Genomic DNA, 25,690 nt, shown 5'->3' with positions numbered 1-25,690 from the left:
AGGAGCGGTTTTACGTCCGGAATTGCAGAAAGACAAAAGGTTAGAGCGGCTCTGCGCTTCGGTGAAAAGCGCAACCGCTCTAGAGGGCGAAGCACAGGCCTCAGCATCGCAATTCCCATCGGTCAACGGCAGTTTTGAGAAGGTTAGAGCGCGGCGAAATCCGATGCAATCGCGATGCTCAGCGCGCCGCGGATTTTGCCTGCTGTCGCTTGGCCGAGGCAAGGATCGAGGCCTGCGTCAGCCCGTCATTGCGCACCATCACCGCGTCGAAAGCGAGATCGACGGTCACCGTCTTCACGTCCCCGTTCTGATAGCCGAGCGCGAGGGAAGGCTGGGAGCCGCCGTAGGGCCGCTCATAGGGCATGGGACCGATCTCCGGCAGCACGACCATCTGTTCGAAGGCCGGCGCGGCGTTTGCGGACGGTGCCGGTGGCGCCACCAGAACATGGGCGCCGGGGGCAAGCGCGGGCGTCGCATTGTAGCGCACGCTCGGCGTCGAACCGGCAAAGGAGGTCGCCGACATCGGCACCGGCACCTTGGCCGGCTGCGCCTGGTAATCTTCGGCGCTCTGCAGCTGATCGCGGGTGATCTTGCGGCTGTTGGAGGCAACCATGACGCCGCTTGCAATCTGCCCTTCCGGATTGACGCCGGGAATGCGGCTGCCCTTCGGTACGTAGGAAGCCATCAGATAGGGCATATCGTGGCCGTCCATGCGGGCGCGTCCGACATATTGCACACGCACCTTGCCGGTGCCGCTGTGCTGCAGATCCAGCATATTGGCGGTCTTGTTGGAAAGATCGATGATGCGGCCTTCATGATAGGGACCGCGATCGTTGACGCGCACGATGACCGACGAGCCGTTCTCGACATTGGTGACGCGAGCATAGCTCGGCAGCGGGAAAGTCGGATGCGCGGCGGAAAGATGCATCTGGTCGTAGACTTCGCCGTTCGCCGTGAGGCGTCCATGAAAGGCCGAACCATACCAGGAAGCGATGCCGACCTTGCTATAGGAGAAATCTTCCTTCGGATAATACCATTTACCCTTCACCACGTAAGGATTGCCGACGATGTAGCGGCCGCCGCCCTTCGGGATGTTGTTGCCGGTGGCGACGCGGGGGCTGGCCTTCACGCCATATTCGGATTCGGAGAAATATTCTTTGCCATGGGCTTTTTTCTTCGGCACGGCCTGTGTCGTGCCGCATGCAGCAACCGTCGCACACATCGCCGATATCGCCAGCCACCGCGCTGTCGTTGCGAAAGACGCCGCCCCGTATCCCAATGTCATATGTCCCACGCCGCTCAAAGATCATTATGGTTAAGGAACTTTGCCCCACACTGGGCCAATACGCCTTATCCCCGCCCGCCTAACGAGGCTTTAATCTTGTTAAGTTCGTGGCAAATTTGCGAACGTTTTCCCAGCGATAGCAACAATTCCATTGATTATGGTTTATAAGTTGCTAACGCCGCAGCTCCTCCCCTGCTCTCCCATTGCCGCAATCGGGCTCGAAATGAGCGTGCCGATGCGAGACATTGCCTAGACCCGCCGCCTGCTCTTGAAAGGGCAGGACGTACCGGATCGACACGCAGGAGACCGTTGTCGAATGCGGTTACGCAGCTATTCCTCAAGCGCCCGATGAGGCGTGATACCTCTCCCCATAGTAGTGGATTTCCTTCCGTGATCTCCCGCATAGGTGCGTATGACAGCCCAGGTACGGGCTCCCGCTCCCTTAGCGCGTGTAGTTTGTTGCTTGACTCAAAGTGGAGTAGAAAGTTTATTTGCGACGTTCGGGTGGTAGCCCGGCGTCCTTTCCACGCTCATCTTTAGGGAGACGAGCTATGGCAAATCACAAACCAGCAGTGCCTGACGTGTCGATCCACGACTACGCACCAGCGGAAGCCATTGAAGGAAACCTTCTCGACAACGCCTCAGATTCCGACGGCGACCTGCTTCAGGTTCAATTCGTCAACGGAATAAGAATTCCCAACAAGGCGGGTGAAGCAGGCTATCTGACCATCGAGGGTGAACACGGAACGCTGACGATCTGGAGCAACGGCAGCTATAGTTACACGGTCAGTGATCCCGCAAGCCTTGAGTCCGGCGAAGTCTTCGCCGAAAAATTCTCCTTCAAGATCTCCGATGGAAAAGGCGGCACCGATGTCGCCAGTCTCAACATCGGCGTGCATGCGCCGCCGCAAGGGCTGTATTCCATCGATTTCGAAAACGCTCCGACGGAATATCCCGGGCAGCCGGATATCGCTTCGGGCTATGGCGGTTTCAGGTTTGGCGACAAGCTCGACGGCAATCTGTGGACGGTCGCCGAATCCGGCGGCAACGAATACGTCGTCACCAACCCCTACAATCCTTTCTTCGACCGCGTTGACGGCAAGCTCTTCACGATCGAGGGTGTCGACGTCGCGACTGTCTTCGACCCGGCCTATCAAGGTGTCGATGCGCTTGTGACGTTCGAAGGCTATATCGGCGGCAACAAGGTGAGCGAGATGTCGCTAACGGTCTATGGGGACACCATTGGCGATGGCCAGCACATTTCGCTGGAAGCCTTGGGAGCAGTCGATTTCATCCGCTTCGATATTCAGCCCGATGTAGAGCCGACGGGCTTTCCGCAGCTCGCATTTGACAACTTCACCGTCCTGGTCTGACGACGGCAGAGAGAAGCGGCTGTCGAAGCCGCTTCTCTGCAGAACAAGTTGACGCTGCGGTCAAAGCTGCTAAAAAGCCGGCCTGTGAGTGAATGGGCAGCAAATCGGCAGAAACCACCGATGCACCAGAAATCCAGCAACGGAATTTCTTTGGGCTTCTCAATTACTTGGAAGAGTGTCCGAGTGGTTTAAGGAACCGGTCTTGAAAACCGGCGTGCGGGAAACCGTACCGTGGGTTCGAATCCCACCTCTTCCGCCAGTTTCCATTTTCATGTGCCAGCGTTCTGCCGCCCGAATAAGCGGTCTTTGGGGCGTGCCGTTAAGAGATCGAGTGCAGGCGGCGAGAGAAAACGGCGGCTCCGCCGTTTTCTGCAGCGATAATCCTCATGTCGAAAAGAAAGCCGCCGGACTTGCCGCAGCCTAGTCGCTTACGGCCGTTATTCCAGAACGACGACGGCTTCGACCTCGAAGAGCATCGGGTCTATTGCAAGTTTGGGAACCGGGACAAGGGTCTGCGCCGGCAGCGCCGCGCCGAAGGTTTCTTTGACGTTTCTGGTCAGTACTTCGAGCTTGGACATGTCGTGATCGACCACGAAAACAGTAAGCTTGGCGACCTGATCCGGCCTTGCGCCGAGCCCATCGAGAGCGGCGCGCAGATTTGCGTAGGCCTGCTTAACCTGGGCGGCGAAGTCCGGCGACAAGGCGCCGCTGCTGTCCTGGCCACCCTGTCCTGAAATAAAGGCCAACCTGGCGCCGCGCGGTGCGATCACCGCCATGCTGTAGCCGTTCGGCGTCGGGTCGTAGAGGTTTTTCGGATTGACGATGGTTGGCTTGAGGTCGCCTGCATTCGCCGTCGTCGCAGTGGAAATTCCCGTGGTCATGATGATCAGCCCTCCGATAAGCAGATTGATGGTGTGTGACATGATTTCTCTGGCCGTGCGGACTGCGAGCAACGTCGCCCGCGGTCTCCGGTTGAATTTTCGTTCGATCGTCGCATAGTTGACTCGTACAACGTACGATCAAATCGCATCGTACGTTGTACGAGTCAATCGGGCGGAGTCGACATTCGTAGCTTTGTCGGCTTAAAACGACCTTCAGATCATTTAGGAAGGACGCATGGCAGCCAAAGGCGGCGGCGCTCAGGGTAAACGGCCTCAACGGCAAGCTGGGTCGGTCCCGTCCATGCAGCAGGCGGGCAGTGAACCGGCGCTATCGATCGAACGGATCGTGGCGACCGCGGTCGAATTGCTGGATGCCGAAGGTGTCGACGGATTGAAGATGCGCCGCCTGGCCGATCGCCTCGGCGCGGGCGCGATGAGCCTCTACTGGCACGTCGACAACAAAGAGGAAGTCTTTGATCTGGCGCTCGACTCGGTGCTCGAATATCGCGGGCCGCCGCAAGGGATCGAGGCTGCCGACTGGCGTGGTGCAATCTTTCACATGCTGGAGGACTGGCGCGCCAGCATGCTCCGCTATCCCTGGTCGGCATCGCTGCTGCCGCGCCGGGCACTCGGCCCGAACATCCTCAATCGTCTGGAACTGCTGGGCAGGATTCTATCCGGAGCCGGCGTCGCAGAGGCAGATTTGAACGGCGCGATATGGTCGCTCTGGAACTATGTGATCGGCGCGACCATCACCCGGGCGAATTTCGACCTTTCCGACGACGACATGGCCGCCGCGCAGCAGCGCCTTGCTCATCTCAGCGAAAAATATCCGACGATCGAGCGTGCTCGTCTGCTGCTGGATAATGATTGGGACGGCGCTTTCAGGAAAGGTCTGGATTTCCTGCTTGACGGGCTCGTGCCAAGACAATGAACCGGGCTCGGCCTTCCAGTTGATCAGCACTCTTGGTCCGAAGCTTTGACCATGATCCAGGTTTGATTGAGATTGCCCAGGACCGGCGCCGGCCATGACTTCGCTTCGCCCGACTGCCCGATGAAATGATCGAGGACTGAAGGTGTGAGGAGCCCTCACGATAACAGCGAGTAGACCCAGACGCCGATAGAACCCCAGAAGATCACCGGCGTCAGTATCATTCCTACAACGATAAATTTCGTCACGGCTATAAAACTCCGCAATTCCGCCCCGCCGCGAGAACCTATTGCAGCAACCAAGCGTTTGGTATCGGCACGAAGTCCGGGTCTGATCGGACCTTGGTCTCAGTTTTGCAGAGGCGCCAATTAAGGCCGGCCAGAAGCGTGCATGGCCGACTCCTGGGCTTATGACGGCATCAGAGCTGCGAACGAAACGTTCAGCCGTGCGATAAGGCGCTCTTTTCGGGCGTGGAATTCGAGGATCGAATGCAGCCGGCGGGTGAAATCGGCGGTATGGCCGTTTTCGTCAGCGATCGTTTTCAGGTCGATGGGAAGGCTGGTTGCTTTGTCGTAGCCGGAAGCGTTGCGGCGTTCGATCTCGACCTCGACCTCGCGCCAGACATAATCGCCCCGCTCTATGATGGCGTTCAGCCGGGCGGATGTCGTCGGCTGCAGCCGCTTTTTCCCTTGGCGATACCCTGATCCACTGTTTCTTGCGGCGCCGTATCTTCGGCCTATATTCGTTGAGTATATCGGTTGTGTTTCGTGAATCCGGCGGGATAGAATAGCAAACCACGAGAGGTGAGCAGTGCGATGAAACTGGGCTGGCAGCCACGAAAATGGCTCGAGAAAAAGACCAAGCGAGGTGTCCGCAGCTATCCCATCGGTACGATCGCTTACTATGGTCCCGACAATCGCCGAGCCACGAAGGCGGCCGTCAGCATCATCCTGGCGCCGCATGCGGAGCCGGCCGACCTACGCCGATGGTTTGCTGAAACCGGTGATCTCAGGACGGACGAAACCATTGTCGCTGAGATCGTGGCATTCCTGCGCGAGAATGACGTGAAATCAGTGGCGGCGATGGATGGAATCATCGGCTGCCCTCACGAAGAGGGAATCGACTATCCGCTTGGTGAGGACTGCCCGGCTTGCTCATATTGGAAGGGGCGAAACCGCTGGAGCGGCAAGCTTGAAGCGAGTTGAGTTCCCGACGGCTTGTGCTAGCAAAATCCGTTCAGAGCACTGCAGGCTGCCGTGATCTGCCGCCCCTCGCAGCGGTTGACTATCCCCCGTCGCCATGATTTTGCGTCTCGCACTATCAAGCGAGGACATCATGGCCGACGACATCATCGTAAAGGACAGCAACGGAAGCCAGCTTCACGACGGCGATTCGGTGACGCTGATCAAAGACCTCAAGGTCAAGGGCACCTCGGAGACGCTGAAGCGTGGAACCCTGGTCAAGGGCATTCGCCTGACCGACAATCCCGGCGAGATCGAGTGCAACACCAAGCAGGTAAAAGGGCTCGTGCTCAGAACGGAATTTCTGAAGAAGGCATAGATTGCTCACCCCGGCGATCCCTGAGCATCCTTTACGGTACTTCCTCGGTAATCACCTCGAAGCGGGAAAGTGTGGCCGGGCCGAATGCCGTCGACATGGCGACGTCGGTCGCGTCGCGGCCGGTCGCCATCAATATTCTGCCGATGCGCGGGGTGTTGTGGCGGGGATCGACCGTATGCCAGTGGCCGCCGAGAAAGACCTCGAACCAGGCGCTGAAATCCATGGGATTGGGATCGGCTGGAACGCCGATATCGCCGAGATAACCCGTGCAATATCTGGCAGGAATATTCATGCATCGGCAAAGCGCCATGGCGAGATGCGCAAAGTCGCGGCAGACGCCGCTCTTGTCGGTGAAGCCGCCATGCGCGGTTCTGAGAACGTCGGCCTTCTGATAATCGAAGGTGATGTGATTGTGGACGAAATCGCTGATTGCCTGCACGCGCGCCCAGCCGAGCGGTGTCGACGAGAAGGTTTCCCAGGCGAAATCCGAAAGCCTGTCGATGTCGCAGTAACGGCTGCCGAGCAGGAAGACGAGTACCTCGTCCGGCAGGTCCTTGATCGCGTGCTGTACGGCCTCGGTCGGCACGGTATCGGGTTGCCCTGTATCGTAGATCTCGAACTCGGTCGAAATCGTCGTCAGCCCCGGCGGAGCGACGATCCGGCTGCAGGCGTTGCCGAAACTGTCGGTATATTCCCAGGCGTCGATCGGCCGATCGAATGTCAGGACCTGCTCGCTCAGAAGATCGGCGCGACGCGAGGGGTGAATGTTGAGGACCAGCAGCATCGGAGTCGGCTGGATGCATTCATAGCCCAGATCAAACCCGGCGCGTATCTTCATTGCGGTTTCCTCGTCCTCCCCCTGCATGGGTGGAGGTGAGTATGGAACGCCGATCGCGCTGCCCGGTTCCGCCGACCGCGGCTATCGTTCGGCGCCGATCCAGCATCGCCGGCTGGCAATCGACCGCTACCCCTCATTGATCCATGGCTGCTGCGTGGTCACGTTGACCTGCACCGTCATGCTGTCGAAATCCGACCCGTTTCCGTCATAGCTGCCGCTCAAAGGAACTGCCTGGCGCGGATCACGGGCAACGGCCACGCGAATGAGATCGCGGTTGCCGACGATGCCGTTGGTCGGATCGAATTCCGCCCAACCGGCCCCGGGAAGATAGACCTGGCACCAGGCATGCGTGGCGCCGCCGCCGAGCACCGTGGAGCCGTCCCGATCGGGAACGTAAACATAGCCGCTGACGAAACGCGCTGCCAGGCCGAGCGTGCGGGCAGCCTCCATCATCAGAAGCGCGAAATCCCGGCACGTGCCGGAGCGAAGATGCAAGGTCTCAAGCGGTGCCTGCGTCCCGTGTTCGTGGCGCCGCGCATAAACGAAGCTTTCCCGAATGGCATAACAGAGCGTCATCAGCAGGTGCCCGGTCTCGGTCGGGTGCCCCAGGCGCACAAACCGGCGCGCCCAGCGGCCGATCTCATCGCCCGGATCGGGATAATGGCGCTGCATCGCCGGCGCGAGATCGGCGATTTCGTCCTTGTCGTAGGAGAAGGGATAGGTGAGCGCCGCCTCGTCGATTCGAATATCCGGGGCGAGCTGGGGTGTGTGGTCGAGCGTGATCCAGGTTTCGAAGCGAAGCTCGGCCGACGGCCGCGAAAAATCGACGAGCGCCACGCAATTGCCGAAAACATCATGGATCCAGCGCACATGACTTTGCTCCGGGTAGGTCGTCAGCGACGCCTCGATCAGCCGCTGGTCGAAACTGTCGCGCGGCCGGAACATCAGGCGATGCTCGCCGAAATCGACCTCCCTGCGGTATCGATAGGCCGTGATATGGCGGACCGTAAAAATCGTCATGGCCCGCCACCGGGTGATCTATTCACCTTACTGCTCCCAAGATGGCGACTCCGTCTTCTCATGAAGCGCCCTTCCCGCTTCCCCGCATATCCCGATTTCTTGTCATATAAGCAGGTTTGAAAGATTGCTATTGTACTTTGACCGATCGACGGCAGAGCCGTCCAACCTAAGAGGATACCATGCATATCATCTGGGACGTTCTGACGCTTCTGCTGACCATCGGTTCGCTCTATGGCGGTCGCGAATATCGGATTATTCGCGCCCGCGCTCGCGCTCAGAATTGGGGCAACTTTTGAACCCCATCCTGGCGGTCGCGGCCGGAATCTGTCGGTCGCGGCTACGTCGAATGACGCAAGGCCATACGCTTAAGGAAATGCTGTATTAGTCGGGGCGGTTTCCATCCGTCCATTCTCTCTGTTATGCCAAGCCCGCCTCACCCCAGGCGGGCTTTTTTCATGCAAGCTTGGCCGCTCGGTGACGGCGCGCATTTCGCTGCTGCCCTTACTTCTTGGCACCGGCCGAAAGCACCCGATGCGTCGCGTTGTCCATTGCGTGGCTGGCCTCCTGTCCATCCTTCTTCAATCCGTACGCGGTATTGCCGCAGGCGGAAAGCGTGAGCAGGCAGAGGCAGGCAAAGGCGACAGCAGCTTTTGACATCGAGTTTTTCCTTGATAGAGGCGAACTCCCGGAAAAATGATGCAGTCGGCGCCAAAATCAATCCGCCGCATCAGGACATGAAAGCGGGCTCTAGCCGAAGAGTTTAAGCACCCGCGCCAAATCGGGGTACATTCTGGCGCCCATTCCACAATGGTCCAGCTTATGCCAGGTAAAAACTCCACGAAATGACGCATTGTTTGACATTGGCGAGAGCACCACCAGTAAGCGGTGTATATTACTTCGAATCATAATACATCTGTGGCATTTATAATTTTACTTAAATATCGCACTTAACTACTTATTAAAAATAATCTTGCGTCGACCGCACTTAGGCTTATTCTTTACTCAATAGGGGAGAGGAAAGAATGTTTAGCAATAGCCTGATCATGCCTTTCGGCTTCGCAATGCTTGCTGTAGCCGGCCTGCTGTTCCAGCTGATGGCCTACCTGCTGGAGACGCCGGTTACCCTGCTGCAGCCATAATCGACTAAGTTCCTCCAGGAGTGGAACTTTCTGCGGTTTCGTGCTTACTTGCGAGTCGGTTTACCAGGAGGGATTACCATGGAAGGCGTGGGTTGGATTGCAGCCATCATCATCGGCGGCATCGCCGGCTGGCTGGCGGAAAAAGTCATGAGCAGCAGCATGGGCGTGCTCATGAACATATTGCTTGGCATCGTCGGCGCGATCGTCGCCAACTGGATCCTCGGTCTTTTGCACATTCAACCGCTGGCCGGCTGGCTGGGTTACCTGATCACCGGCTTCGTCGGTGCCTGCCTTCTGATTTTCATCGGCCGCGCCATCCGCCGCTGACGGCCCGGATATAACTATTTAGACACGACTGGCCGGGCGCGCCTTGCGTCCGGCTTTTTCTGTTCCGAATTCCGTGTCAGCGGCGGCTCAGCAGGCCGAAAACATAGGCGATGCCCGCCGTCACCGCGAGCGCCATGATCGGTTCTTCGCGAACCTTGTCGCGCAGCCGTTCCGTCATCAGCGAAGCTTCGTCCGTAACCACCGACTTCGCGCCCTGTCCCAGCGACCGCACACTGTCCGTCAGTCTGGACAGATCTTCACGGAGTGCCGTGACCTGGGCCGACAGATCGTCTGCTGCGATATCCGCCTTGACGCGCGCAGCGGTGGATTCGGCGGAAGCGGTTTTCAAATCTGCCATGGTCTGCTCCTGTTTCATGGGATGCCGCTTCAACGAAATGGCGGCCCGAAAGGTTCCGCCGAAGCCGATCTTTTGTTTGCCGTCAACGCCTTGCGCCGCCACCGCCGCTCTGCGCAGCTTTTCGCGTGACAACCCTTCATTTCCTGTCGGGTTTGTTCTAAGGAACGTCGAATGTCTGCCCGCGCGCGGGTCAATGAATACTGCGAGGTTTGCGTTTCCATGTTCCATTTTCTGAGAAGAGCCGCTCAGACCTGGGTTGCCAAGCTGCTCCTGCTTCTCTTGGTCGCCTCCTTCGGCGTCTGGGGCGTATCGCGCGAGCTGATATCTGGCGGCAACAGCACCACGGTCGTGACCGTCGGCGATCAGCGTGTTGATGTGAACGAATTCCACCTCGCCTATCAGCGTCAGGTGGCAAGCCTCGGCCAGCAATTCGGCATGCGCCTCACGCCGGAACAGGCCCGCGCCTTCGGCGTCGAACAGCAGGTCCTCTCTCAGCTCATCGCGGGCGCTTCGCTCGACCAGCTCGCCGCAGACATGAATCTCGGCCTGTCCGAGGATCGCCTCGCCCAGTTGATCGGCGATGATCCGGCGTTCAAGGCCGTTAACGGCCAGTTCGACCGCGACCTGTTCGTCTCGCGCCTGCGCAATGCCAACATCCGCCAGGACGATTACATCCAGGAGCGCAGCAAGGTCGCCGTCCGCAGCCAGATCGTTGATGCGGTTTCCAACGGCTTCACCGCGCCGAAGACGCTGGTCGACGCCATGAAGCTTTATGGCGATGAAAGCCGCAGTGTCGATTACCTCTTGCTGACCAACGCCAATATCGAGCCGATCAAGGCGCCGACCGACGACGTCCTGGCCTCCTGGTTCGACGGGGTCAAGCAGCGTTACCGCGCGCCGGAATATCGCAAGATCGCCTATCTCAAGTTGCAGCCGGCCGATATTGCCGATGCCGCGACCGTCACCGACGACCAGGTCCGTGAGGCTTTTGATAAGGGCAAGGATAGCTACCGTACGCCCGAAAGCCGCACCATCGAGCAGCTGACCTTCACCAGCAAGGATCTTGCCGCCGCCGCCGAAACCGCGCTGAAGAGCGGCACCAGCTTCGATCAGCTGGTCTCCGACCAGGGCAAGACGGCAAGCGACGTGCTGCTCGGCGAATTCACCAAGGACAAGGTTCCCGATCAGGCCGTCGCCGATGCCGCCTTTGCGGTTGCCAAGGATGGTGGCACGACCCCGGTTGTCGACGGTTCCTTTGGTCCCGTCATCCTGCGCATCACCAACATCAAGGCGGAAACGGTGAAGAATTTCGACGAGGTGAAGGAGGATATCCGCAAGCAGCTGGCGCTTTCCAATGCCTCTCAGGAAGTGATCAACGTTCACGACCAGATCGAGGATCTGCGCGCCGGCGGCGCCACGCTTGAAGATATCGCCGGCCAGCTGAAGCTCAACGCCGTCACCATCGACGCCGTCGACGCGACCGGTGCCGACAAGGACGGCAAGGAGGTCAAGGATATCCCCGTCAAGCAGCAGCTGCTCGGCGAAGCGTTCAAGACCGAGGTCGGCGTCGATGCGCCGCCGCTTCCGATCGGCAATGACGGCTATGTCTGGTTCAATGTCCGCGAAATCACGCCGGACCGTGACCGCCCGATCGCCGAAGTGCGCGAGAAAGCCGTCGAGGACTGGACGGCGGAGCAGCAGAAGGCCGAACTCGCCAAAAAGGCCGACGAATTGAAGGCCCAGGCGCAAAAGGGCACCGCCCTTGCCGACATTGCGACGCCACTCGGCATCGCCGTCGAAAGCAAGAGCGGCATCACCCGCTCCACCGACGATCCGGTTCTGGGCCGCGCCGGCGTCAAGGCCGCCTTCTCCGGCCCTCTCGACACGGTGGCGAGCGCTGTCGGCGCCGATCCCTCGACCCAGATCCTGATGAAGGTCACCGAGGTCAACAGCCAGCCGACCGGCGACGTGCTGAACAACCGCGATGCCCAGCTCACCGCCCTGGCCAACGCCGCCGGCGATGATATCCTCGATCAGATGGTCAACCTGCTGCAGACGCAGTACGGCGCTGAGGTCAACCAGACGCTCGCCGAACAGACGGCGGCCCGCTAGAACAGGATGATTTTAGGCCGGGTCGGCTTAAAATCTGAATCCCGTTCCGAATTCAACAGTTAGAGCATGATGTCCGCCGAAGGTCGCTCACAGTTTTCGGCGTCATGCTCTGGGAGGTTTTATGTCCGATCTGAAACCGTTCCTGGCCAAGGCCGCAAGCCGCGAGCCGCTGACGCGTGACGAGGCGCGCGCCGCCTTCGACATCCTGATGTCGGGCCAAGCCACACCTTCGCAGATCGGCGGCTTCCTGATGGCGCTGCGCGTGCGCGGCGAAAGCGTCGACGAGATCGTCGGCGCCGTCACCACCATGCGGTCGAAAATGCTGACCGTCGAGGCGCCGGCCGATGCCATCGACATCGTCGGCACCGGCGGCGACGCCAGCGGCACCTACAATATTTCGACGCTGGCGGCGCTGATCGTTGCCGGCGCCGGTGTGCCGGTGGCAAAGCACGGCAACCGGGCGCTGAGTTCGAAATCCGGTGCGGCGGATAATCTGTCGGCCCTTGGCGTCAATATCGATGTCGGTCCCGAGATCATTTCCCGCTGCATTGCGGAGGCCAGTGTCGGCTTCATGTTCGCGCAGCTTCATCATGCCGCTATGCGCCATGTCGGCCCGTCCCGCGTCGAACTCGGCACCCGCACGATCTTCAACCTTCTGGGGCCGCTCTCCAATCCGGCCGGTGTGCGCCGCCAGCTGCTTGGTGTCTTTTCGCCGCAGTGGCTGGTGCCGCTGGCCGAAGTCATGCGCGACCTCGGATCCGAATGCGTCTGGGTGGTCCATGGCGACGGTCTCGACGAGATCACCACAACCGGCATCACCAAGGTTGCAGCCCTCGAAGACGGCAAGATCCGCACCTTCGAGCTGTCGCCGGCCGACTTCGGCGTCAGCCCCTGCGTGCTCGCCGATATCAAGGGCGGCGATGGTATCGCCAATGCTGCAGCACTTCGCGAGGTTCTTAGCGGCGCGAAAAATGCCTACCGCGATGTCTCGTTGGCCAATGCCGCCGCCTCGCTCGTCATCGCGGGCAAGGTCGAAACGATCCGCGACGGCATGATCCTTGCCGCGCATTCGCTCGATAGCGGCGCCACGGCGCTCGCTCTCGACAAACTCATCGCCGTTTCCAACGATATCGATTAGGATTGCCGGATGAGCGATATCCTGAAGAAGATCGAACTCTACAAGCGCGAGGAAATCGCTGCCGCCAAGGCGACGGTGTCGCTGGCTGACCTGAAGGCGATGCAGGCCGGGCAGTCGGCGCCGCGCGGTTTTTACCAGGCGCTTACGGCCAAGCGTGAGGCTGGCCATTTCGGCCTGATCGCCGAGATCAAGAAGGCAAGCCCGTCCAAGGGCCTCATCCGTCCGGATTTCGATCCGCCGGCGCTGGCAAAGGCCTACGAAGCCGGCGGCGCAGCCTGCCTTTCCGTGCTCACCGATACGCCGAGCTTTCAGGGTGCGCCGGAATTCCTGACGGCGGCACGGGCCGCCTGCGCCCTGCCCGCTTTGCGCAAGGACTTCATGTTCGAGACCTATCAGGTCCATGAGGCCCGCGCCTGGGGCGCCGATTGCATTCTGCTGATCATGGCGTCGCTGACCGATGACGAGGCGGAGCGTCTGCAGGACGAAGCTTTTTCGCTCGGGATGGATGTGCTGGTCGAGGTTCACGACGCGCCGGAAATGGAACGCGCACTGAAGCTCTCCTCGCCGCTTATCGGCATCAACAACCGCAACCTCAGGACTTTCGAAGTCAGCCTGACCGTCAGCGAGACGCTGGCCTCGATGGTTCCTGATGACCGGCTCCTCGTCGGCGAAAGCGGCATCTTCACCCACGCCGATTGCAAGCGCCTTCAGGCCGCGGGCATCAATACCTTCCTGGTCGGTGAAAGCCTGATGCGCAAGGACGACGTGACGGCCGCCACCCGCGCGTTGCTCGTCGGCGAAGCGGCAATCGCGGCCGAATGAGATGAGTGGCGGTAAGCCCGGCCTCACCCATATCGACGCGTCAGGTGAGGCGCATATGGTCGATGTTTCCGACAAGGCCGAGACGGCGCGCGTCGCCACCGCCGAAGGCCATGTGAAAATGGCGCCGGAAACGCTCGCGCTCATTCGCCAGGGCAATGCCAAGAAGGGCGATGTGATCGGCACGGCCCGGCTTGCCGGCATCATGGCCGCCAAACAGACCGCCAATCTGATCCCGCTCTGCCATCCTCTGATGCTGACGAAGGTCACCGTCGAGATCGCGGAAGATGCGGCCCTGCCCGGCCTCCGCGTCACGGCAACCGTCAAGCTGACCGGCAAGACCGGCGTTGAGATGGAGGCGCTGACCGCCGTCTCCGTCGCGTGTCTGACGATCTACGATATGGCTAAGGCCGCCGACAAGGCAATGGAGATCGGCGGCATTAGGCTGCTCGAAAAATCCGGCGGAAAATCCGGCGATTTCCGTCATCCGGAGGCGAGATGAACCTTCTCCCCGTCACCGAGGCGCAAAACCGCCTGCTCTATCGGGCAAAGCCGGTCGCAAAATCCGAAACGCTGCCGCTCGCCGAAGCAGAGGGCCGTGTCCTGGCCGTCGATCTGACGGCGGGCCTGACGCAGCCACCGTTCAATGCGTCGGCGATGGACGGCTATGCGCTGCGCCGTGACGACGCGCCGGAGCCGGGTGCTGTGCTGAAGGTCATCGGCACCTCGGCCGCCGGCCACGCCTTCGAGGGAACCGTCGGCCACGGCGAAGCCGTCCGCATCTTCACCGGCGCGCCGGTTCCGCAAGGCGCCGACAGCGTCCTGCTGCAGGAGGATGCGGAGAAGATCGAAGGCGGCATCCGAACCAATTTTCCCGTGCGGCAGGGACAGCATATCCGTCCCCGTGGCCAGGATTTTGTCGAAGGCGAAGCCGTGCTTTCTGCCGGAACGGTGATCGATTTCTCGCGGCTGACCGTCGCAGCCGGCATGAACCGGCCCGATGTCGAGGTGTTCCGGCGCCCGCTGATCGCCATCCTGGCGACCGGCGACGAATTGCTGCCGCCGGGAAGCACACCCGGCCCTTCGCAGATCATCGCGTCCAACACCTTCGGTATCGCAGCCCTTGCCCGCAAAGCCGGCGCCGATGTGCTCGACCTCGGCATCATCCCGGATGACAAGGCCAGGATCACCACTGCGATCGATATGGCGCGGGGAGCCAAGGTCGATGTCATCGTCACGCTCGGCGGCGCCTCGGTCGGCGATCACGATCTGGTGCAGCCGACGCTGATCGAGGCCGGCATGCAGCTGGATTTCTGGCGCATCGCCATGCGTCCCGGCAAGCCGCTGATGGTCGGCAGCTTCGGTGAGACGCATGTGCTCGGCCTGCCCGGCAATCCAGTCTCGAGCCTCGTCTGTTCGCTGCTCTTCCTGGAACCGCTGATCCGCAAGCTCGCCTCCCTGCCGCCGGCACGGCGCGAGGCGACGATGGATGCGGCCGTCCCGCTGCGCGCCAATGACCATCGGCAAGACTATATCAGGGCAAAACTGTCGAAGTCTGCCGCCGGCACTTGGCTCGCCGAACCCTTCGACAAGCAGGACTCGTCGATGATGAAAACCTTCGCTCGTTCGGACTGCCTTATCATCCGCCCACCGCATGCACCGGAATTGCCCGCCGGAGCACCCTGCCCGGTCATGCTGTTGCGGCCGGACCTTCTGGTATAGTTCAGACTTTCAGGTGTTTCAGGAAAGGGAAAAAACTCCAGCTTGCACCGCCCCGTCGCTGGATCCAGCCCCGAAATCCGAAACCGCATGCGTCGCGATTCGCTGAAGTACGCTCTGCGGCAGGTAGGCGCGATGGGGATCGCCGATCAAAACCTCGATGCCGGCGGCCCGGCAGCGCCGCAGGAAAGCCATCACTCGCACTGCAAGTGCGGGATCGTAGAACAGGTCGCCGACTAGGAGGAGATCAGTCTCCTCCGGCGGCGGTGCCTCTATGATATCGGTGGCGACGGCAACGATGTTCACGCTGTTGAGTGCAGCGTTAAGGCCGATTGCGGGAATGGCATTGGCATCGACATCGACCGCCGTCACGGCGGCAGCGCCGGCCTTCGCCGCCGCGATGGCGACGAGCCCGGAGCCGGCGCCGAGATCGAGCACGCGGCGGCCGATAACCTTTTCCGGCCGATCGAGCAGGTGGCGGGCAAGCACGGCGCCGCCAGCCCAGGGATAGGCCCAGTAAGGCGGCGGATCGGCTTCTCCACGGCCGGCAAGCCGCCAGAGCCCGCTTGCGGGTCCCGCCGTATGCAGCAGAATCTCGGGAATGGCCGGAACGGGTGAGATCGACAGATTGGCCTGGATGAAGGCGGCCGGATCGGGATGCGGCATGCCGGAGCTTTTCATCGTCATCCTCCCGATCCCATTTAGACACAAGCAGTAGAAAATTGTCGCCCTAGGAGATCGCCGCCTGCCCCTCATCCGGCTGCCGCCACCTTCTCCCCGCGAGCGGGGCGAAGGGACATGCCGCACCGGCTTTCCGTACCCTCGACGTTGCGTTTGGCACGTCCCCTCTCCCCGTTTTTACGGGGAGAGGGTTAGGGTGAGGGGCAGCTTCGCCACCCGGACAGCAGTCCTGCCCCATCATGAAATCCGATGTTTCAATAGACCTCATGCGGATGCGGCATGCCACCAAAGCCCGCGCCTGAACCGGCGAATGGCTTCCGGCGAAATCAGCCGGGCTTCTTCTTCGAAAACTTGCTCTTCGCCCCGGCGCCGCCCTTGCCCTCGTATTTCGGGCGTTCAGATTTGGCGCCTTCGAATTTCGGCTTGTCATATCTCGGCTTATCGCCTTTGGGGCCATCGAAGCCGGGCTTGCCTGGTTTCTTGCTCCAGGGCTTACTGTCCCGCTTCTCCCCGCCGGCATTCTCAGCCGCGGCATATCCGCCGCCCGGACCTTTGCCGAACTTATTCTTCGGCCGCTCGTCGCGGAAGCCCTCGCCCGGCCGTTCGTCACGCGACTTGCCGGCATAGGGCTTCGGTGCCGCCGCGCGGCTGAAATCCGGCGTGCCGGAAAGTCGGGTGACGCGGATGCCGCGTTCCAGGGTCTTGTTCGGCCCGAGCGCTTCCTGGAAACCGTCGGCGCTTGCCGTGGCAATCTCGACATAGGTTTCCTCGGGCTGCATCTTGATCGCGCCGATCTCGCGCTTCGTCACGTTGCCGTTGCGGCAGAGCATCGGGATCAGCCAGCGCGGCTCGGCATTCTGCTTGCGCCCGACCGAGACGGAGAACCACACGCTGGGACCGAAATCCTCGCGGGGTCCCTTCTGTGCCGGCGCGTATGGCTCGGCATTGTCGCGGCGCTTGCGGCTGCGCTCATCCTGCACGGTGACCTCGATCAGGTCCTCCGGCGCCGAATGATTGGTGCGGTAGAGACGCAGGAAGGCGGCGGCGAGCTTCTCGGCGCCGTGGCTGGAAAGCAGCTGCTGCACCAGCCCCTGTTCTTCCTCCTGCGGCGCTTCGTTGAAGATCGGATCGGCGAGCAGCCGTTCGTCGTCGCGCTCACTCACCTCTTCGGCCGACGGCGGCCGCGCCCAGGCGGCCGAAATGCCGGCATTCTCCAGCAGGCGCTCGGCTTTGCGCCTTGCATTCAGCGGCACGATCATGGCGCTGATGCCTTTGCGCCCGGCCCGGCCGGTGCGGCCGCTGCGGTGCAGCAGCGTTTCCGGATTGGTCGGCAGGTCGGCGTGGATAACCAGATCGAGGCCCGGCAGATCGATGCCGCGGGCGGCGACGTCGGTCGCGATGCAGACGCGGGCGCGGCCGTCGCGCATCGCCTGCAGCGCATGGCTGCGTTCGTTCTGCGTCAGCTCGCCGGAGAGTGCCACCACGGCGAAATTGCGGTTGTTGAAACGCGCTGTCAGATGGTTGACGGCAGCGCGCGTCGAACAGAAGACGATGGCATTCGTCGCCTCGTAATAACGCAGCACGTTGATGATCGCGTTCTCGCGGTCGCTCGGGGCCACCATCAGTGCCCGATATTCGATATCGACATGCTGCTTTTCCTCGGCCGCGGTGCTGATGCGCACAGCGTCGCGCTGGTAGCTCTTGGCAAGCTTGGCGATCGCCGCCGGCACGGTTGCCGAAAACATCAGCGTCCGGCGGTCGTCCGGCGCCGAGTCGAGAATGAATTCCAGATCTTCGCGGAAGCCGAGATCGAGCATCTCGTCGGCCTCGTCGAGCACGGCGGCCTTCAGCTCCGACATGTCGAGCGCATTGCGGCGGATATGATCGCAGAGCCGGCCCGGCGTGCCAACGACGATATGGGCGCCGCGTTCGAGCGCCCGGCGCTCGCTGCGGATGTCCATGCCGCCGACGCAGCTGGCGATCACCGCGCCGGTCATCTCATAGAGCCATTCGAGCTCGCGTTTCACCTGCAGGGCAAGTTCACGCGTCGGCGCGATGACGAGGGCGAGCGGCGCGCCGGCATTGCCGAAGCGTTCCCTGCCCTCGAGCAGCGTCGGCGCCAGCGCCAGCCCGAAGGCGACGGTCTTGCCGGAACCGGTCTGGGCGGAAACCAGAGCGTCGGATGCGGCAAGATCAGGATCGAGCATCAACTTCTGCACCGGGGTGAGTTCGGCGTAACCGCGCTTCTGCAACGCCTTGGCGATCGCCGGAACGACGCCGTTGAATTCTGTCATGAGTTCGATCTTTCGGAGCTGTCAGGCGCGAAATGCGCCATGGCCGGAGCCAGCCGGCGGGATATTTGCGCCGTTCCTAGCCGCTCCCGCAGCGATTGTCAAAGCGTGCGGCTGCGCCACAGCCAGGCGTCGATATGGCTTGCCCGGCCGCGCAGCTCCGTTTCCAGCGGACCATCCATCCGCCCGGCCCGCAGCAGCACGCTGTCGGGGCCTGCGGCACGGACGATTTCGGCGCTCAGCGCCAGCTCGACGCCGTTGCGGGCGGCGACCTCCATCAGCCGGGCGCCGACATTCACCGTGTCGCCCGCCGCCGTGATCTGCTGCCGGTCGCCGGTGCCTAGCCGCGAGGCGACGATCGGGCCGCAATGGGCGCCGACCTTGAAGCCGATCTTCTTCTCGGCAAAGCCCGCATGCGCGCCAAGCCAGGTCCGCGTACGCTCGCAGAGGCTGACCGCGCAGGCGACGGCGCGGGCGGCATCGTCATCGGCCGGCTCCGGCAGGCCGAACAGGATCATTGCCCCGTCGCCCATGAAGCTGGTGATGGCGCCGCCGTGAGAGCGGGCCTCCTCGTCGATGATTTCGAAGAAACCGCTGAGCACTTCGCTGACCTGGACCGGCCCGAGCGTTTCGCTGAGGCCCGTGAAGCCTGAGAGATCGATGAAGATGACGGCAGCGTTCTGACGCACCGGCGTGGCAAGGAAATTCGGATGGCGCGCCAGCCATTCGCCAAGGCCGGGAGCCTCGATACGCTGCAGCAGCGCGCTCTGCTCGGCGAAATGGCGGGCGCGGCCGCGGTCGAGCCAGAGTTCGGCCGCACCGAGCATCAACGCCGGCGGAAGCGCCGCGGCGATCGGCAGCGCCGCACTCAGCCAATAGCCATGGGCAAAGGCCGACAGATTGAGCATGGCCCAGACCACCAGCACCAGCACCATGATGAGATACCCCGCAGCACTCCGCCGCCAAGCCACCAGCGAAACGAGCAGGAGCGTCAGGCCGATGGCCATGCCGGCATCGATCAGCCTCATCCTGTGGTCGCGCACCATGCCGTCGCCGGTGACGAGATGGGTGATTGCCGTCGACATCACCTCGACGCCGGGCATGACGGGATCGAACGGCGTCGGGAAGACGTCGCCGCCGCCGGTGACCGTCGAACCGATGACGACAATACGGCCTGCCACCGTCGCCGCCGGCAGCTTGCCGTCAAGCGCATCGGCGGCGCTGAACGTGGCGATGCTGCCGCGTCCGCCATAGAAGGTCACCGGCAGGCGTTGACCGATATCCGTGGGAATACGCAGCGCTCCGAGCATGACGGCACCGCGCTCGATACTGGGATCGGCGCCCAGCGCGACGGAGGCGGCACGCAGCGGAAAAGCCGGATCCAGCCGGTCGGCGCTGCGCGAAATCAGCGGAATGAAACGCGGCGTGCCGGTCCGATCGGTTGCGACATTGACGATGCCGACGGCGGAGGCCTCGGCAAAGCGCGGGAGCGGCAGCAGAAGCTGGTTTGCCTCGGGTATGGCGGCCAACGGATCCTCGGGGGCATCGGTGACCCGCTGCCTGCTTTGCGCAAAGGTGGCCGCCCCCGCGATGACGGTTGGCCCCTGGCGCAAGGCGGCGGTCAGCGCCGCATCACCCTCCTCCGCCCCGGGATCGACCAGCAGAATGTCGAGCGCCAGGGCTTTCGGCTTACCCGCATTGATCGCGCCGACAAGACGGGCAAGCGTGGCCCGGTCGAGCGGATAGCCGTGGGCGGCGGCGGTGCGGTCATCGATCGCGACGATCGAGACGACGGGCGGCGGCTCTCTTGCCCCAACGACGAGGCTGCGGATATCAGCAAGCGTCGCCTCCATCCGGTCGAGAAGGCCGACCTCGCCGTTGAGATTGAGATAACCGAGCGCCGCGCCCCAGAGACCGGCGAACAGCAGCGCGATCACGGTCAGCAGACGATGGCTCATGATATTTACTGGCCGAGGCGGGCAAGAAGGGCAGCGACGCGTGCCGCAGGCCAGCGGCGCACGACAAGAGGTTCGGTTGAGCTGGACACATCGACGCCCTCGCCTGGCGACAGCACCACCGGCTCGCCGGCCGGCCGACGGACGGCAACGCTGCCGCTGACCACCAGCACCGAGGTCTTGCCGCCTGCGACGTCGACAGCCCACTGCGTGCCACGGACGGCAGCAATCGCCTGCGGCGTTACCACCTGGAAGCCACCTGTGTGCTGACTGCTGTCGACATCGACGAGAATGGCCTTGCGCCGTAGCGACGCCGAATCGGGACTGCCGTCACGGTTGCGGTCGGTGAGGCGGAAAGACGCCCCGGCTTCTGCCGTCACCTTGACGCCGCCGGGGCAGCTCAGCACCTGACGGGCGCCGGCGTCACGCGATATCGCGCAGCCCACAGACTGCGCTAAGGCCGCCTCATACGGAATGAGGCCGGCAGCCAGCGCGGCGACAAACAGGTTGCGAAGCGTCGTATGCATGGAAAGCCCCCGTGACCGGGCGGAGCAGCTTTTGCGAAAGCGCCCGCCAACCGTCTTCTTCCATATCGGGCATGATAGCCGAATTCCGATATTTCCCTAGGCGAAAAGTACACCGCTGAGACCGCCGGCGAATTCTCAGACACCGCTTCTCATCTGCGGCGCCGGCCCGGCATAACGCGCGCGCGGGCGGATCAACTCTCCGCTCTCGATCTGCTCCATCGCATGAGCGAGCCAGCCGGTGGAACGGGCAAGCGAAAAAATGATGATCGGCGCCTCTCGAGGCAGATCGAACGCGGCCGCCATGGCGGCAAGCGCGAAATCGACATTGACCTTCTCGCCGACCATCTCCTCGCCCCTTTCCCGAAGCTCGGTAAATTGCGGCGGCAGGGAAAAATGCGAAAGCAGCGCCAAAGCCCTGATATCGCCATCGGGATAGAGCGGATGGCCGAAGGCAGAAAGGTGATTGCCCTGGACAAGCGAGCGGCGGATCGCCTGCTCCGCGCCAAGCGCCGAAGATGACTGGATCAAGGCGTCGACGCCTTGCCAGGCAGCGCCGTGCAGCGGCCCCGTCAGTGTCGCCAGACCGGAGAGCACCGCAGCCGACAGTGCGGCACCCGCCGAGGCGGTGACCCGCGCCGCAAATGCCGACGCGTTGAGTTCGTGATCGGCAAGCAATACCAGGGCGCGGCGCAGGCAATCGGCGGCATCCGGCCGCTTCCAGCTCGCCGCCAGCCGCAGATGCAGCGGCTGGTCTGAGGGCCCCGGCGCCACCGCATCGGCGATGGTCGAGAGAACGCCGTGCGCCTCGCGCCGCAGGGCGGCTTGCGAACGGCCGAGCGATGGCAGATCCGCCATCACCCGCCCGGCCAGCGCCAGGAACGCAGCCTGAAGCGACGGCGGGCCATTTCCGGCTACCGTGCCCGAGAACAGCGTTTCCGTGCCGTTCCAGAGCAGTGCCGCCGTCTGCTCCAGCGTCGCTGCCTCGGCGAAATCGGCGGCATCCCGTCCGCGATAGAACAGCCGTCCTGGGATGATGGTGGAGATCGCCGAGGAGAGAACCGGGTCGCCCCAGCGGATCGTCTCGGCAGCAACCGTTTCGGCCTTGCGGCGGCCGGCATGGCGTTCGGCCAGTCGCTGCACGTCGGCAGCCTGGTAGAGGCTGCGGCGCGGGTCGGCGGGATCGGGCTTGGCGCGGATGCGCCCGCGGCTGACATTGGCGTAAAGCGTCTGCGGCTTGGTCTTCAGCGCCTGCAGCGCCTCCTCGGCGGTCAGCCACGGCATCGGAGCCTCATATTGATCAATTGCATCAAGATTGACGTCAATGAGACTAGGTCGGATCATCCTTATCGTAAAGGAGAAACAACATGAAAAATGGCTTGGAAGACGTCATTGCCGCCGAAACGCAGCTCTCGGATGTCGATGGCGAAGCGGGGCGGCTGATCATTCGCGGCGTTTCGCTGGATCATCTCGTCGCGGAGGGGACCTATGAGGGCGTTGCCGCCCTGTTGCTTGATGGCCTGATGGAGCGGAGCGTCGATGAAGTGGAATTGCGCAGCTGGCTGGCGAAAGCGCGAACGAAGACCTTCGTCCATGTCCAGGCCGCCGACGCTGCCCTGCTGGCACTGCCGCCGGTCGATGCGATGCGGGCACTGATCGCACGGCTGCCGGACGGAGAGGATTTCGACACCGCGCTCGGCCTTCTGGCAGCGCCTGCAGTCTTCCTGCCTGCATTGCTGCGGCTGCAGCGCGGCCAAAAGCCGATCGCGCCCGACGCCGCGCTGTCGCAGGCGGCCGATATCCTGCGCATGCTGACCGGAAAAATGCCGAGCAAGGAGCAGGTGGCGGCGCTCGATACATATCTCGTGACGATCTCAGACCACGGCCTCAACGCCTCGACCTTCGCATCGCGGGTCATCGCCTCGACCCAGGCCGGCCTCACCTCTTCGGTGCTGGCGGCGCTGAGCGCGCTGAAGGGGCCGCTGCATGGCGGCGCGCCCGGGCCTGTCCTCGACATGCTGGATGCAGTGAGAACGGCGGAGAATGCCTGCCGTTGGCTGGCCGAAGCGCTCGATCGCGGCGAAAGGCTGATGGGCTTCGGCCACCGCATCTACCGCGTGCGCGATCCACGCGCCGATGCGCTGAAAGGCGCGCTGAAGCCGCTGATCACGTCAGGACAGGTGGACAGCGCCCGCGGCGCGCTCGCCGAAGCCGTCGAGGCCGCCGCGTTGGCGATCTTGAAGGCGCGCAAGCCGGACCGGCCGCTCGACGTCAATGTCGAATTCTACACCGCCTTGCTGCTCGAAGCCCTCGGCTTCCCGCGGGAAGCCTTTACCGGCGTCTTTGCGATCGGTCGAACGGTTGGATGGCTGGCGCATGCCCGTGAACAGGCGCTCGACGGCCGGCTGATCCGCCCCCGTTCGGTCTATGTCGGACCGCTTCCGGCCGCAGCCTGACGCTTGGATTCGGCGGCGGGGCATGTCCTGGATCGGCCGCCGATCTCAACCACCGACGAAAGTGGCAAGTTTGCCGAGCGTCAAGCGGCAACCTTCTTCATTGTCTTCAAGCCGAATGCCGGCTGGAATGTTCTCGCAGACGATCGTCACGTCGGTGCCGCCGTCAGCAGGCGACAAGATCGTGCTGACGGTCATCTCGCCTGAAAATCCCTCGTCCTCGGAATCGAATACGGTCGCCCAGACGATCCGTTCGTCAGGCACAAGTCTGGCAAAACGGCCCTCGAATCTGTCGGTCTTGTCAGAGGTTTTTCCCGGCTGTGAGGCCTCGTCGTCGGGGTAGACGAGCGACATGCTGAAGGCACCGCCTTCCCGGCCTTCGAAGGCGTGGACAATGCCTATCATCGAACCGGGGGGAAGCCATGTAGCGACGGCTTCCGCATCGAGAAAGGCACTGTAGATGCGCTCGCGCGGCGCGGCGATGAAGCGTGAGACGGTCGTGCTGCGGGCTGCCATGCCGCCAACATAGCGCAAACATGGCCATTATCCAGATCGCGCGACGGCGGCGCGATCTGGTATGCGCATTCGTCAGACGAGGCGGCTCTGTTCCGTTGCCGCTTCGATGAAGCTGGCAAACAGCGGATGCGGGTCAAGCGGGCGGCTCTTCAGTTCTGGATGATACTGCACGCCGATGAACCAGGGGTGATCGGGATATTCGATCGTCTCCGGCAGAACGCCGTCCGGCGACATGCCGGAGAAGACGAGGCCGCAGCTCTCGAGCCGGTCCTTGTAGTCGACATTGACCTCATAGCGGTGGCGATGACGCTCGGAAATATCGGTCGAACCGTAGATTTCCGAGATTTTCGTGCCCTTCTTCAGCGCCGCCTTGTAGGCGCCGAGGCGCATCGTGCCGCCGAGATCGCCGGCCGCGGTGCGCTTCTGCAGTTCGTTGCCCTTGACCCATTCGGTCATCAGGCCGACCACCGGTTCCTTCGTCGGGCCGAATTCGGTCGACGAAGCGGCCTGTACGTCGGCGAGATTGCGCGCCGCCTCGATGACGGCCATCTGCATGCCGAAGCAGATGCCGAAATACGGCACCTTGCGCTCACGGGCAAAGCGGGCCGCATGGATCTTGCCTTCCGAACCACGTTCGCCGAAGCCGCCGGGCACCAGGATGCCATGCACCTTTTCCAGATAGGGTGCGGGATCTTCCTTCTCGAAGACCTCGGACTCGATCCATTCGAGCTTGACCTTGACGCGATTGGCGATGCCACCGTGGTGCAGCGCTTCGATCAGCGATTTATAGGCATCCTTGAGGCCGGTATATTTGCCGACGATTGCGATCGTCACTTCGCCTTCCGGCGTCCGGATGCGATTGCAGACCTCTTCCCACTGGTCAAGGCGCGGCTTCGGCGCCGGCTCGATGCCGAAGGCGGCAAGCACTTCGTCGTCGAGGCCTTCCTTGTGGTAGGCCATCGGCACGTCGTAGATATTGGCGACATCGAGCGCCTGGATGACGGCGGACGGGCGCACATTGCAGAACAGCGACAGCTTGCGGCGTTCGGCTTCCGGGATTTCGCGATCGGCGCGCACCAGCAGGATATCGGGATGAATACCGAGCGCCTGCAGTTCCTTCACCGAGTGCTGGGTCGGCTTGGTCTTCAGTTCGCCGGCCGCCGGAATATAGGGCATCAGCGTCAGATGGACGTAGACGGCGGTGCCGCGCGGCAGGTCGTTGCCGAGCTGGCGGATCGCCTCCATGAAGGGCATCGCCTCGATGTCGCCGACCGTGCCGCCGATCTCGCAGATGACGAAGTCGTAGTCCTTATTGCCCTCGGTGACGAAATCTTTGATCTCGTTGGTGACATGCGGGATGACCTGCACCGTCGCGCCGAGATAGTCGCCTCGCCGTTCCTTGTCGATGATGTTCTTGTAGATGCGGCCGGTGGTGATGTTGTCGGTCTTGGTTGCCGAACGCCCTGTGAAGCGCTCGTAGTGGCCGAGATCGAGATCGGTTTCCGCGCCGTCGTCGGTGACGAAGACCTCGCCGTGCTGGGTCGGGCTCATCGTGCCCGGATCCACGTTCAGATAGGGGTCGAGCTTGCGAAGCCGGACTCGATAACCACGAGCCTGCAGCAAGGCTCCGAGAGCCGCGGCCGCGATTCCTTTTCCGAGGGAGGAAACCACGCCGCCAGTGATGAATACGTATCGCGCCATGGGATTCACCGGATACCTTTTCAAAAACGATTCCACCAGCCCAAAAATTCTTTTCCAGAACTTTCGAAG

The 25,690-nt window shown here is 62.3% G+C and carries 25 protein-coding genes and 1 tRNA gene; 13 read left to right on the top strand and 13 right to left on the bottom strand.

Annotation, left to right across the window (positions count from 1 at the left end):
* Positions 1–178 precede the first annotated feature (178 nt).
* On the bottom strand, positions 179–1,285 hold the full coding sequence (locus tag C4N04_RS13595) for a septal ring lytic transglycosylase RlpA family protein (protein WP_106796222.1): 1,107 nt from the start codon (positions 1,283–1,285) through the stop codon (positions 179–181).
* 551 nt (positions 1,286–1,836) lie between these two features.
* Between C4N04_RS13595 and C4N04_RS13590 the strand changes: the two genes are divergently transcribed.
* Positions 1,837–2,658 (top strand): Ig-like domain-containing protein, encoded by an 822-nt coding sequence (locus C4N04_RS13590; protein ID WP_038688989.1) that lies wholly within the window; start codon positions 1,837–1,839, stop codon positions 2,656–2,658.
* 169 nt (positions 2,659–2,827) lie between these two features.
* Positions 2,828–2,917 (top strand) — tRNA-Ser (locus C4N04_RS13585).
* Positions 2,918–3,095: 178 nt separating this feature from the next.
* Here C4N04_RS13585 and C4N04_RS13580 read toward each other — a convergent pair.
* Positions 3,096–3,581, bottom strand: a complete 486-nt coding sequence (locus tag C4N04_RS13580; protein ID WP_009987341.1) for a RidA family protein — start codon at positions 3,579–3,581, stop codon at positions 3,096–3,098.
* A gap of 193 nt (positions 3,582–3,774) precedes the next feature.
* On the opposite strand from C4N04_RS13580, the gene C4N04_RS13575 reads away from it, so the two are divergent.
* The 4 genes from C4N04_RS13575 to C4N04_RS13560 all read left to right on the top strand — a co-directional run bounded on the left by C4N04_RS13575 (position 3,775) and on the right by C4N04_RS13560 (position 6,030).
* Entirely contained in the window at positions 3,775–4,473 is a 699-nt protein-coding gene (locus tag C4N04_RS13575; protein WP_106796221.1) for a TetR/AcrR family transcriptional regulator C-terminal domain-containing protein, read from the top strand.
* A 467-nt stretch (positions 4,474–4,940) separates the two neighbouring features.
* Complete coding sequence (locus C4N04_RS31575) at positions 4,941–5,174, top strand: hypothetical protein (RefSeq protein ID WP_158775553.1); 234 nt, start codon at positions 4,941–4,943, stop codon at positions 5,172–5,174.
* A gap of 111 nt (positions 5,175–5,285) precedes the next feature.
* The gene (locus C4N04_RS13565; protein WP_009993553.1) at positions 5,286–5,675 is read left to right on the top strand and encodes a hypothetical protein; all 390 of its coding nucleotides are present in this window, start codon (positions 5,286–5,288) and stop codon (positions 5,673–5,675) included.
* Positions 5,676–5,805: 130 nt separating this feature from the next.
* On the top strand, positions 5,806–6,030 hold the full coding sequence (locus tag C4N04_RS13560) for an alkylphosphonate utilization protein (RefSeq protein WP_039619788.1): 225 nt from the start codon (positions 5,806–5,808) through the stop codon (positions 6,028–6,030).
* A gap of 31 nt (positions 6,031–6,061) precedes the next feature.
* On the opposite strand, the gene C4N04_RS13555 is transcribed toward C4N04_RS13560, so the two are convergent.
* The 3 genes from C4N04_RS13555 to C4N04_RS13545 all read right to left on the bottom strand — a co-directional run bounded on the left by C4N04_RS13555 (position 6,062) and on the right by C4N04_RS13545 (position 8,545).
* Positions 6,062–6,868: a transglutaminase family protein gene (locus C4N04_RS13555; protein ID WP_106796220.1), complete on the bottom strand. Its 807-nt coding sequence runs from the start codon at positions 6,866–6,868 to the stop codon at positions 6,062–6,064.
* 126 nt (positions 6,869–6,994) lie between these two features.
* Complete coding sequence (locus C4N04_RS13550; protein ID WP_096764611.1) at positions 6,995–7,888, bottom strand: transglutaminase family protein; 894 nt, start codon at positions 7,886–7,888, stop codon at positions 6,995–6,997.
* Positions 7,889–8,389: 501 nt separating this feature from the next.
* Entirely contained in the window at positions 8,390–8,545 is a 156-nt protein-coding gene (locus C4N04_RS13545; RefSeq protein ID WP_009995299.1) for a hypothetical protein, read from the bottom strand.
* 560 nt (positions 8,546–9,105) lie between these two features.
* Between C4N04_RS13545 and C4N04_RS13540 the strand changes: the two genes are divergently transcribed.
* Entirely contained in the window at positions 9,106–9,354 is a 249-nt protein-coding gene (locus C4N04_RS13540) for a GlsB/YeaQ/YmgE family stress response membrane protein (protein WP_038689007.1), read from the top strand.
* A gap of 76 nt (positions 9,355–9,430) precedes the next feature.
* Here C4N04_RS13540 and C4N04_RS13535 read toward each other — a convergent pair whose 3' ends face one another.
* The gene (locus C4N04_RS13535) at positions 9,431–9,712 is read right to left on the bottom strand and encodes a hypothetical protein (protein ID WP_038692554.1); all 282 of its coding nucleotides are present in this window, start codon (positions 9,710–9,712) and stop codon (positions 9,431–9,433) included.
* A 219-nt stretch (positions 9,713–9,931) separates the two neighbouring features.
* On the opposite strand from C4N04_RS13535, the gene C4N04_RS13530 reads away from it, so the two are divergent.
* From C4N04_RS13530 to glp, 5 genes are all read left to right on the top strand, one after another.
* Positions 9,932–11,824: a peptidylprolyl isomerase gene (locus C4N04_RS13530; protein ID WP_039623255.1), complete on the top strand. Its 1,893-nt coding sequence runs from the start codon at positions 9,932–9,934 to the stop codon at positions 11,822–11,824.
* 121 nt (positions 11,825–11,945) lie between these two features.
* Positions 11,946–12,962, top strand: a complete 1,017-nt coding sequence (gene trpD, locus C4N04_RS13525) for an anthranilate phosphoribosyltransferase (protein WP_106796219.1) — start codon at positions 11,946–11,948, stop codon at positions 12,960–12,962.
* A gap of 9 nt (positions 12,963–12,971) precedes the next feature.
* Positions 12,972–13,784, top strand: a complete 813-nt coding sequence (gene trpC, locus C4N04_RS13520) for an indole-3-glycerol phosphate synthase TrpC (protein WP_106796218.1) — start codon at positions 12,972–12,974, stop codon at positions 13,782–13,784.
* 1 nt (position 13,785) lies between these two features.
* Positions 13,786–14,283 (top strand): cyclic pyranopterin monophosphate synthase MoaC, encoded by a 498-nt coding sequence (gene moaC / locus C4N04_RS13515; protein ID WP_106796217.1) that lies wholly within the window; start codon positions 13,786–13,788, stop codon positions 14,281–14,283.
* On the top strand, positions 14,280–15,503 hold the full coding sequence (gene glp / locus C4N04_RS13510; protein ID WP_106796216.1) for a gephyrin-like molybdotransferase Glp: 1,224 nt from the start codon (positions 14,280–14,282) through the stop codon (positions 15,501–15,503). Before moaC ends, glp begins: the two co-directional genes overlap by 4 nt.
* A gap of 18 nt (positions 15,504–15,521) precedes the next feature.
* Here glp and C4N04_RS13505 read toward each other — a convergent pair whose 3' ends face one another.
* The 5 genes from C4N04_RS13505 to C4N04_RS13485 all read right to left on the bottom strand — a co-directional run bounded on the left by C4N04_RS13505 (position 15,522) and on the right by C4N04_RS13485 (position 22,235).
* Complete coding sequence (locus tag C4N04_RS13505) at positions 15,522–16,181, bottom strand: 50S ribosomal protein L11 methyltransferase (protein ID WP_106796215.1); 660 nt, start codon at positions 16,179–16,181, stop codon at positions 15,522–15,524.
* A 326-nt stretch (positions 16,182–16,507) separates the two neighbouring features.
* Positions 16,508–18,475, bottom strand: a complete 1,968-nt coding sequence (locus tag C4N04_RS13500; protein ID WP_106796214.1) for a DEAD/DEAH box helicase — start codon at positions 18,473–18,475, stop codon at positions 16,508–16,510.
* A 98-nt stretch (positions 18,476–18,573) separates the two neighbouring features.
* Positions 18,574–20,430, bottom strand: coding sequence for an adenylate/guanylate cyclase domain-containing protein (locus C4N04_RS13495; RefSeq protein WP_106796213.1), 1,857 nt, complete (start codon positions 20,428–20,430; stop codon positions 18,574–18,576).
* 5 nt (positions 20,431–20,435) lie between these two features.
* Complete coding sequence (locus C4N04_RS13490) at positions 20,436–20,954, bottom strand: FecR domain-containing protein (RefSeq protein ID WP_106796212.1); 519 nt, start codon at positions 20,952–20,954, stop codon at positions 20,436–20,438.
* A 135-nt stretch (positions 20,955–21,089) separates the two neighbouring features.
* Positions 21,090–22,235, bottom strand: a complete 1,146-nt coding sequence (locus tag C4N04_RS13485) for a citrate synthase (protein WP_199852462.1) — start codon at positions 22,233–22,235, stop codon at positions 21,090–21,092.
* Positions 22,236–22,318: 83 nt separating this feature from the next.
* Between C4N04_RS13485 and C4N04_RS13480 the strand changes: the two genes are divergently transcribed.
* Complete coding sequence (locus C4N04_RS13480; RefSeq protein WP_106796210.1) at positions 22,319–23,407, top strand: citrate synthase/methylcitrate synthase; 1,089 nt, start codon at positions 22,319–22,321, stop codon at positions 23,405–23,407.
* Between the two features lie 45 nt (positions 23,408–23,452).
* On the opposite strand, the gene C4N04_RS13475 is transcribed toward C4N04_RS13480, so the two are convergent.
* Together C4N04_RS13475 and C4N04_RS13470 are read right to left on the bottom strand one after the other, a co-directional pair.
* Positions 23,453–23,920, bottom strand: coding sequence for an SRPBCC family protein (locus C4N04_RS13475; RefSeq protein WP_106796234.1), 468 nt, complete (start codon positions 23,918–23,920; stop codon positions 23,453–23,455).
* Positions 23,921–23,992: 72 nt separating this feature from the next.
* The gene (locus C4N04_RS13470; RefSeq protein WP_038689027.1) at positions 23,993–25,621 is read right to left on the bottom strand and encodes a CTP synthase; all 1,629 of its coding nucleotides are present in this window, start codon (positions 25,619–25,621) and stop codon (positions 23,993–23,995) included.
* Positions 25,622–25,690 lie beyond the last annotated feature (69 nt).

The organism is Rhizobium sp. H4 (assembly GCF_003013335.1).
GTDB lineage: Bacteria > Pseudomonadota > Alphaproteobacteria > Rhizobiales > Rhizobiaceae > Rhizobium > Rhizobium sophoriradicis.
The sequence above is the reverse complement of the archived record's forward strand: the minus strand, read 5'-3'. Positions and strand labels throughout refer to the sequence as shown.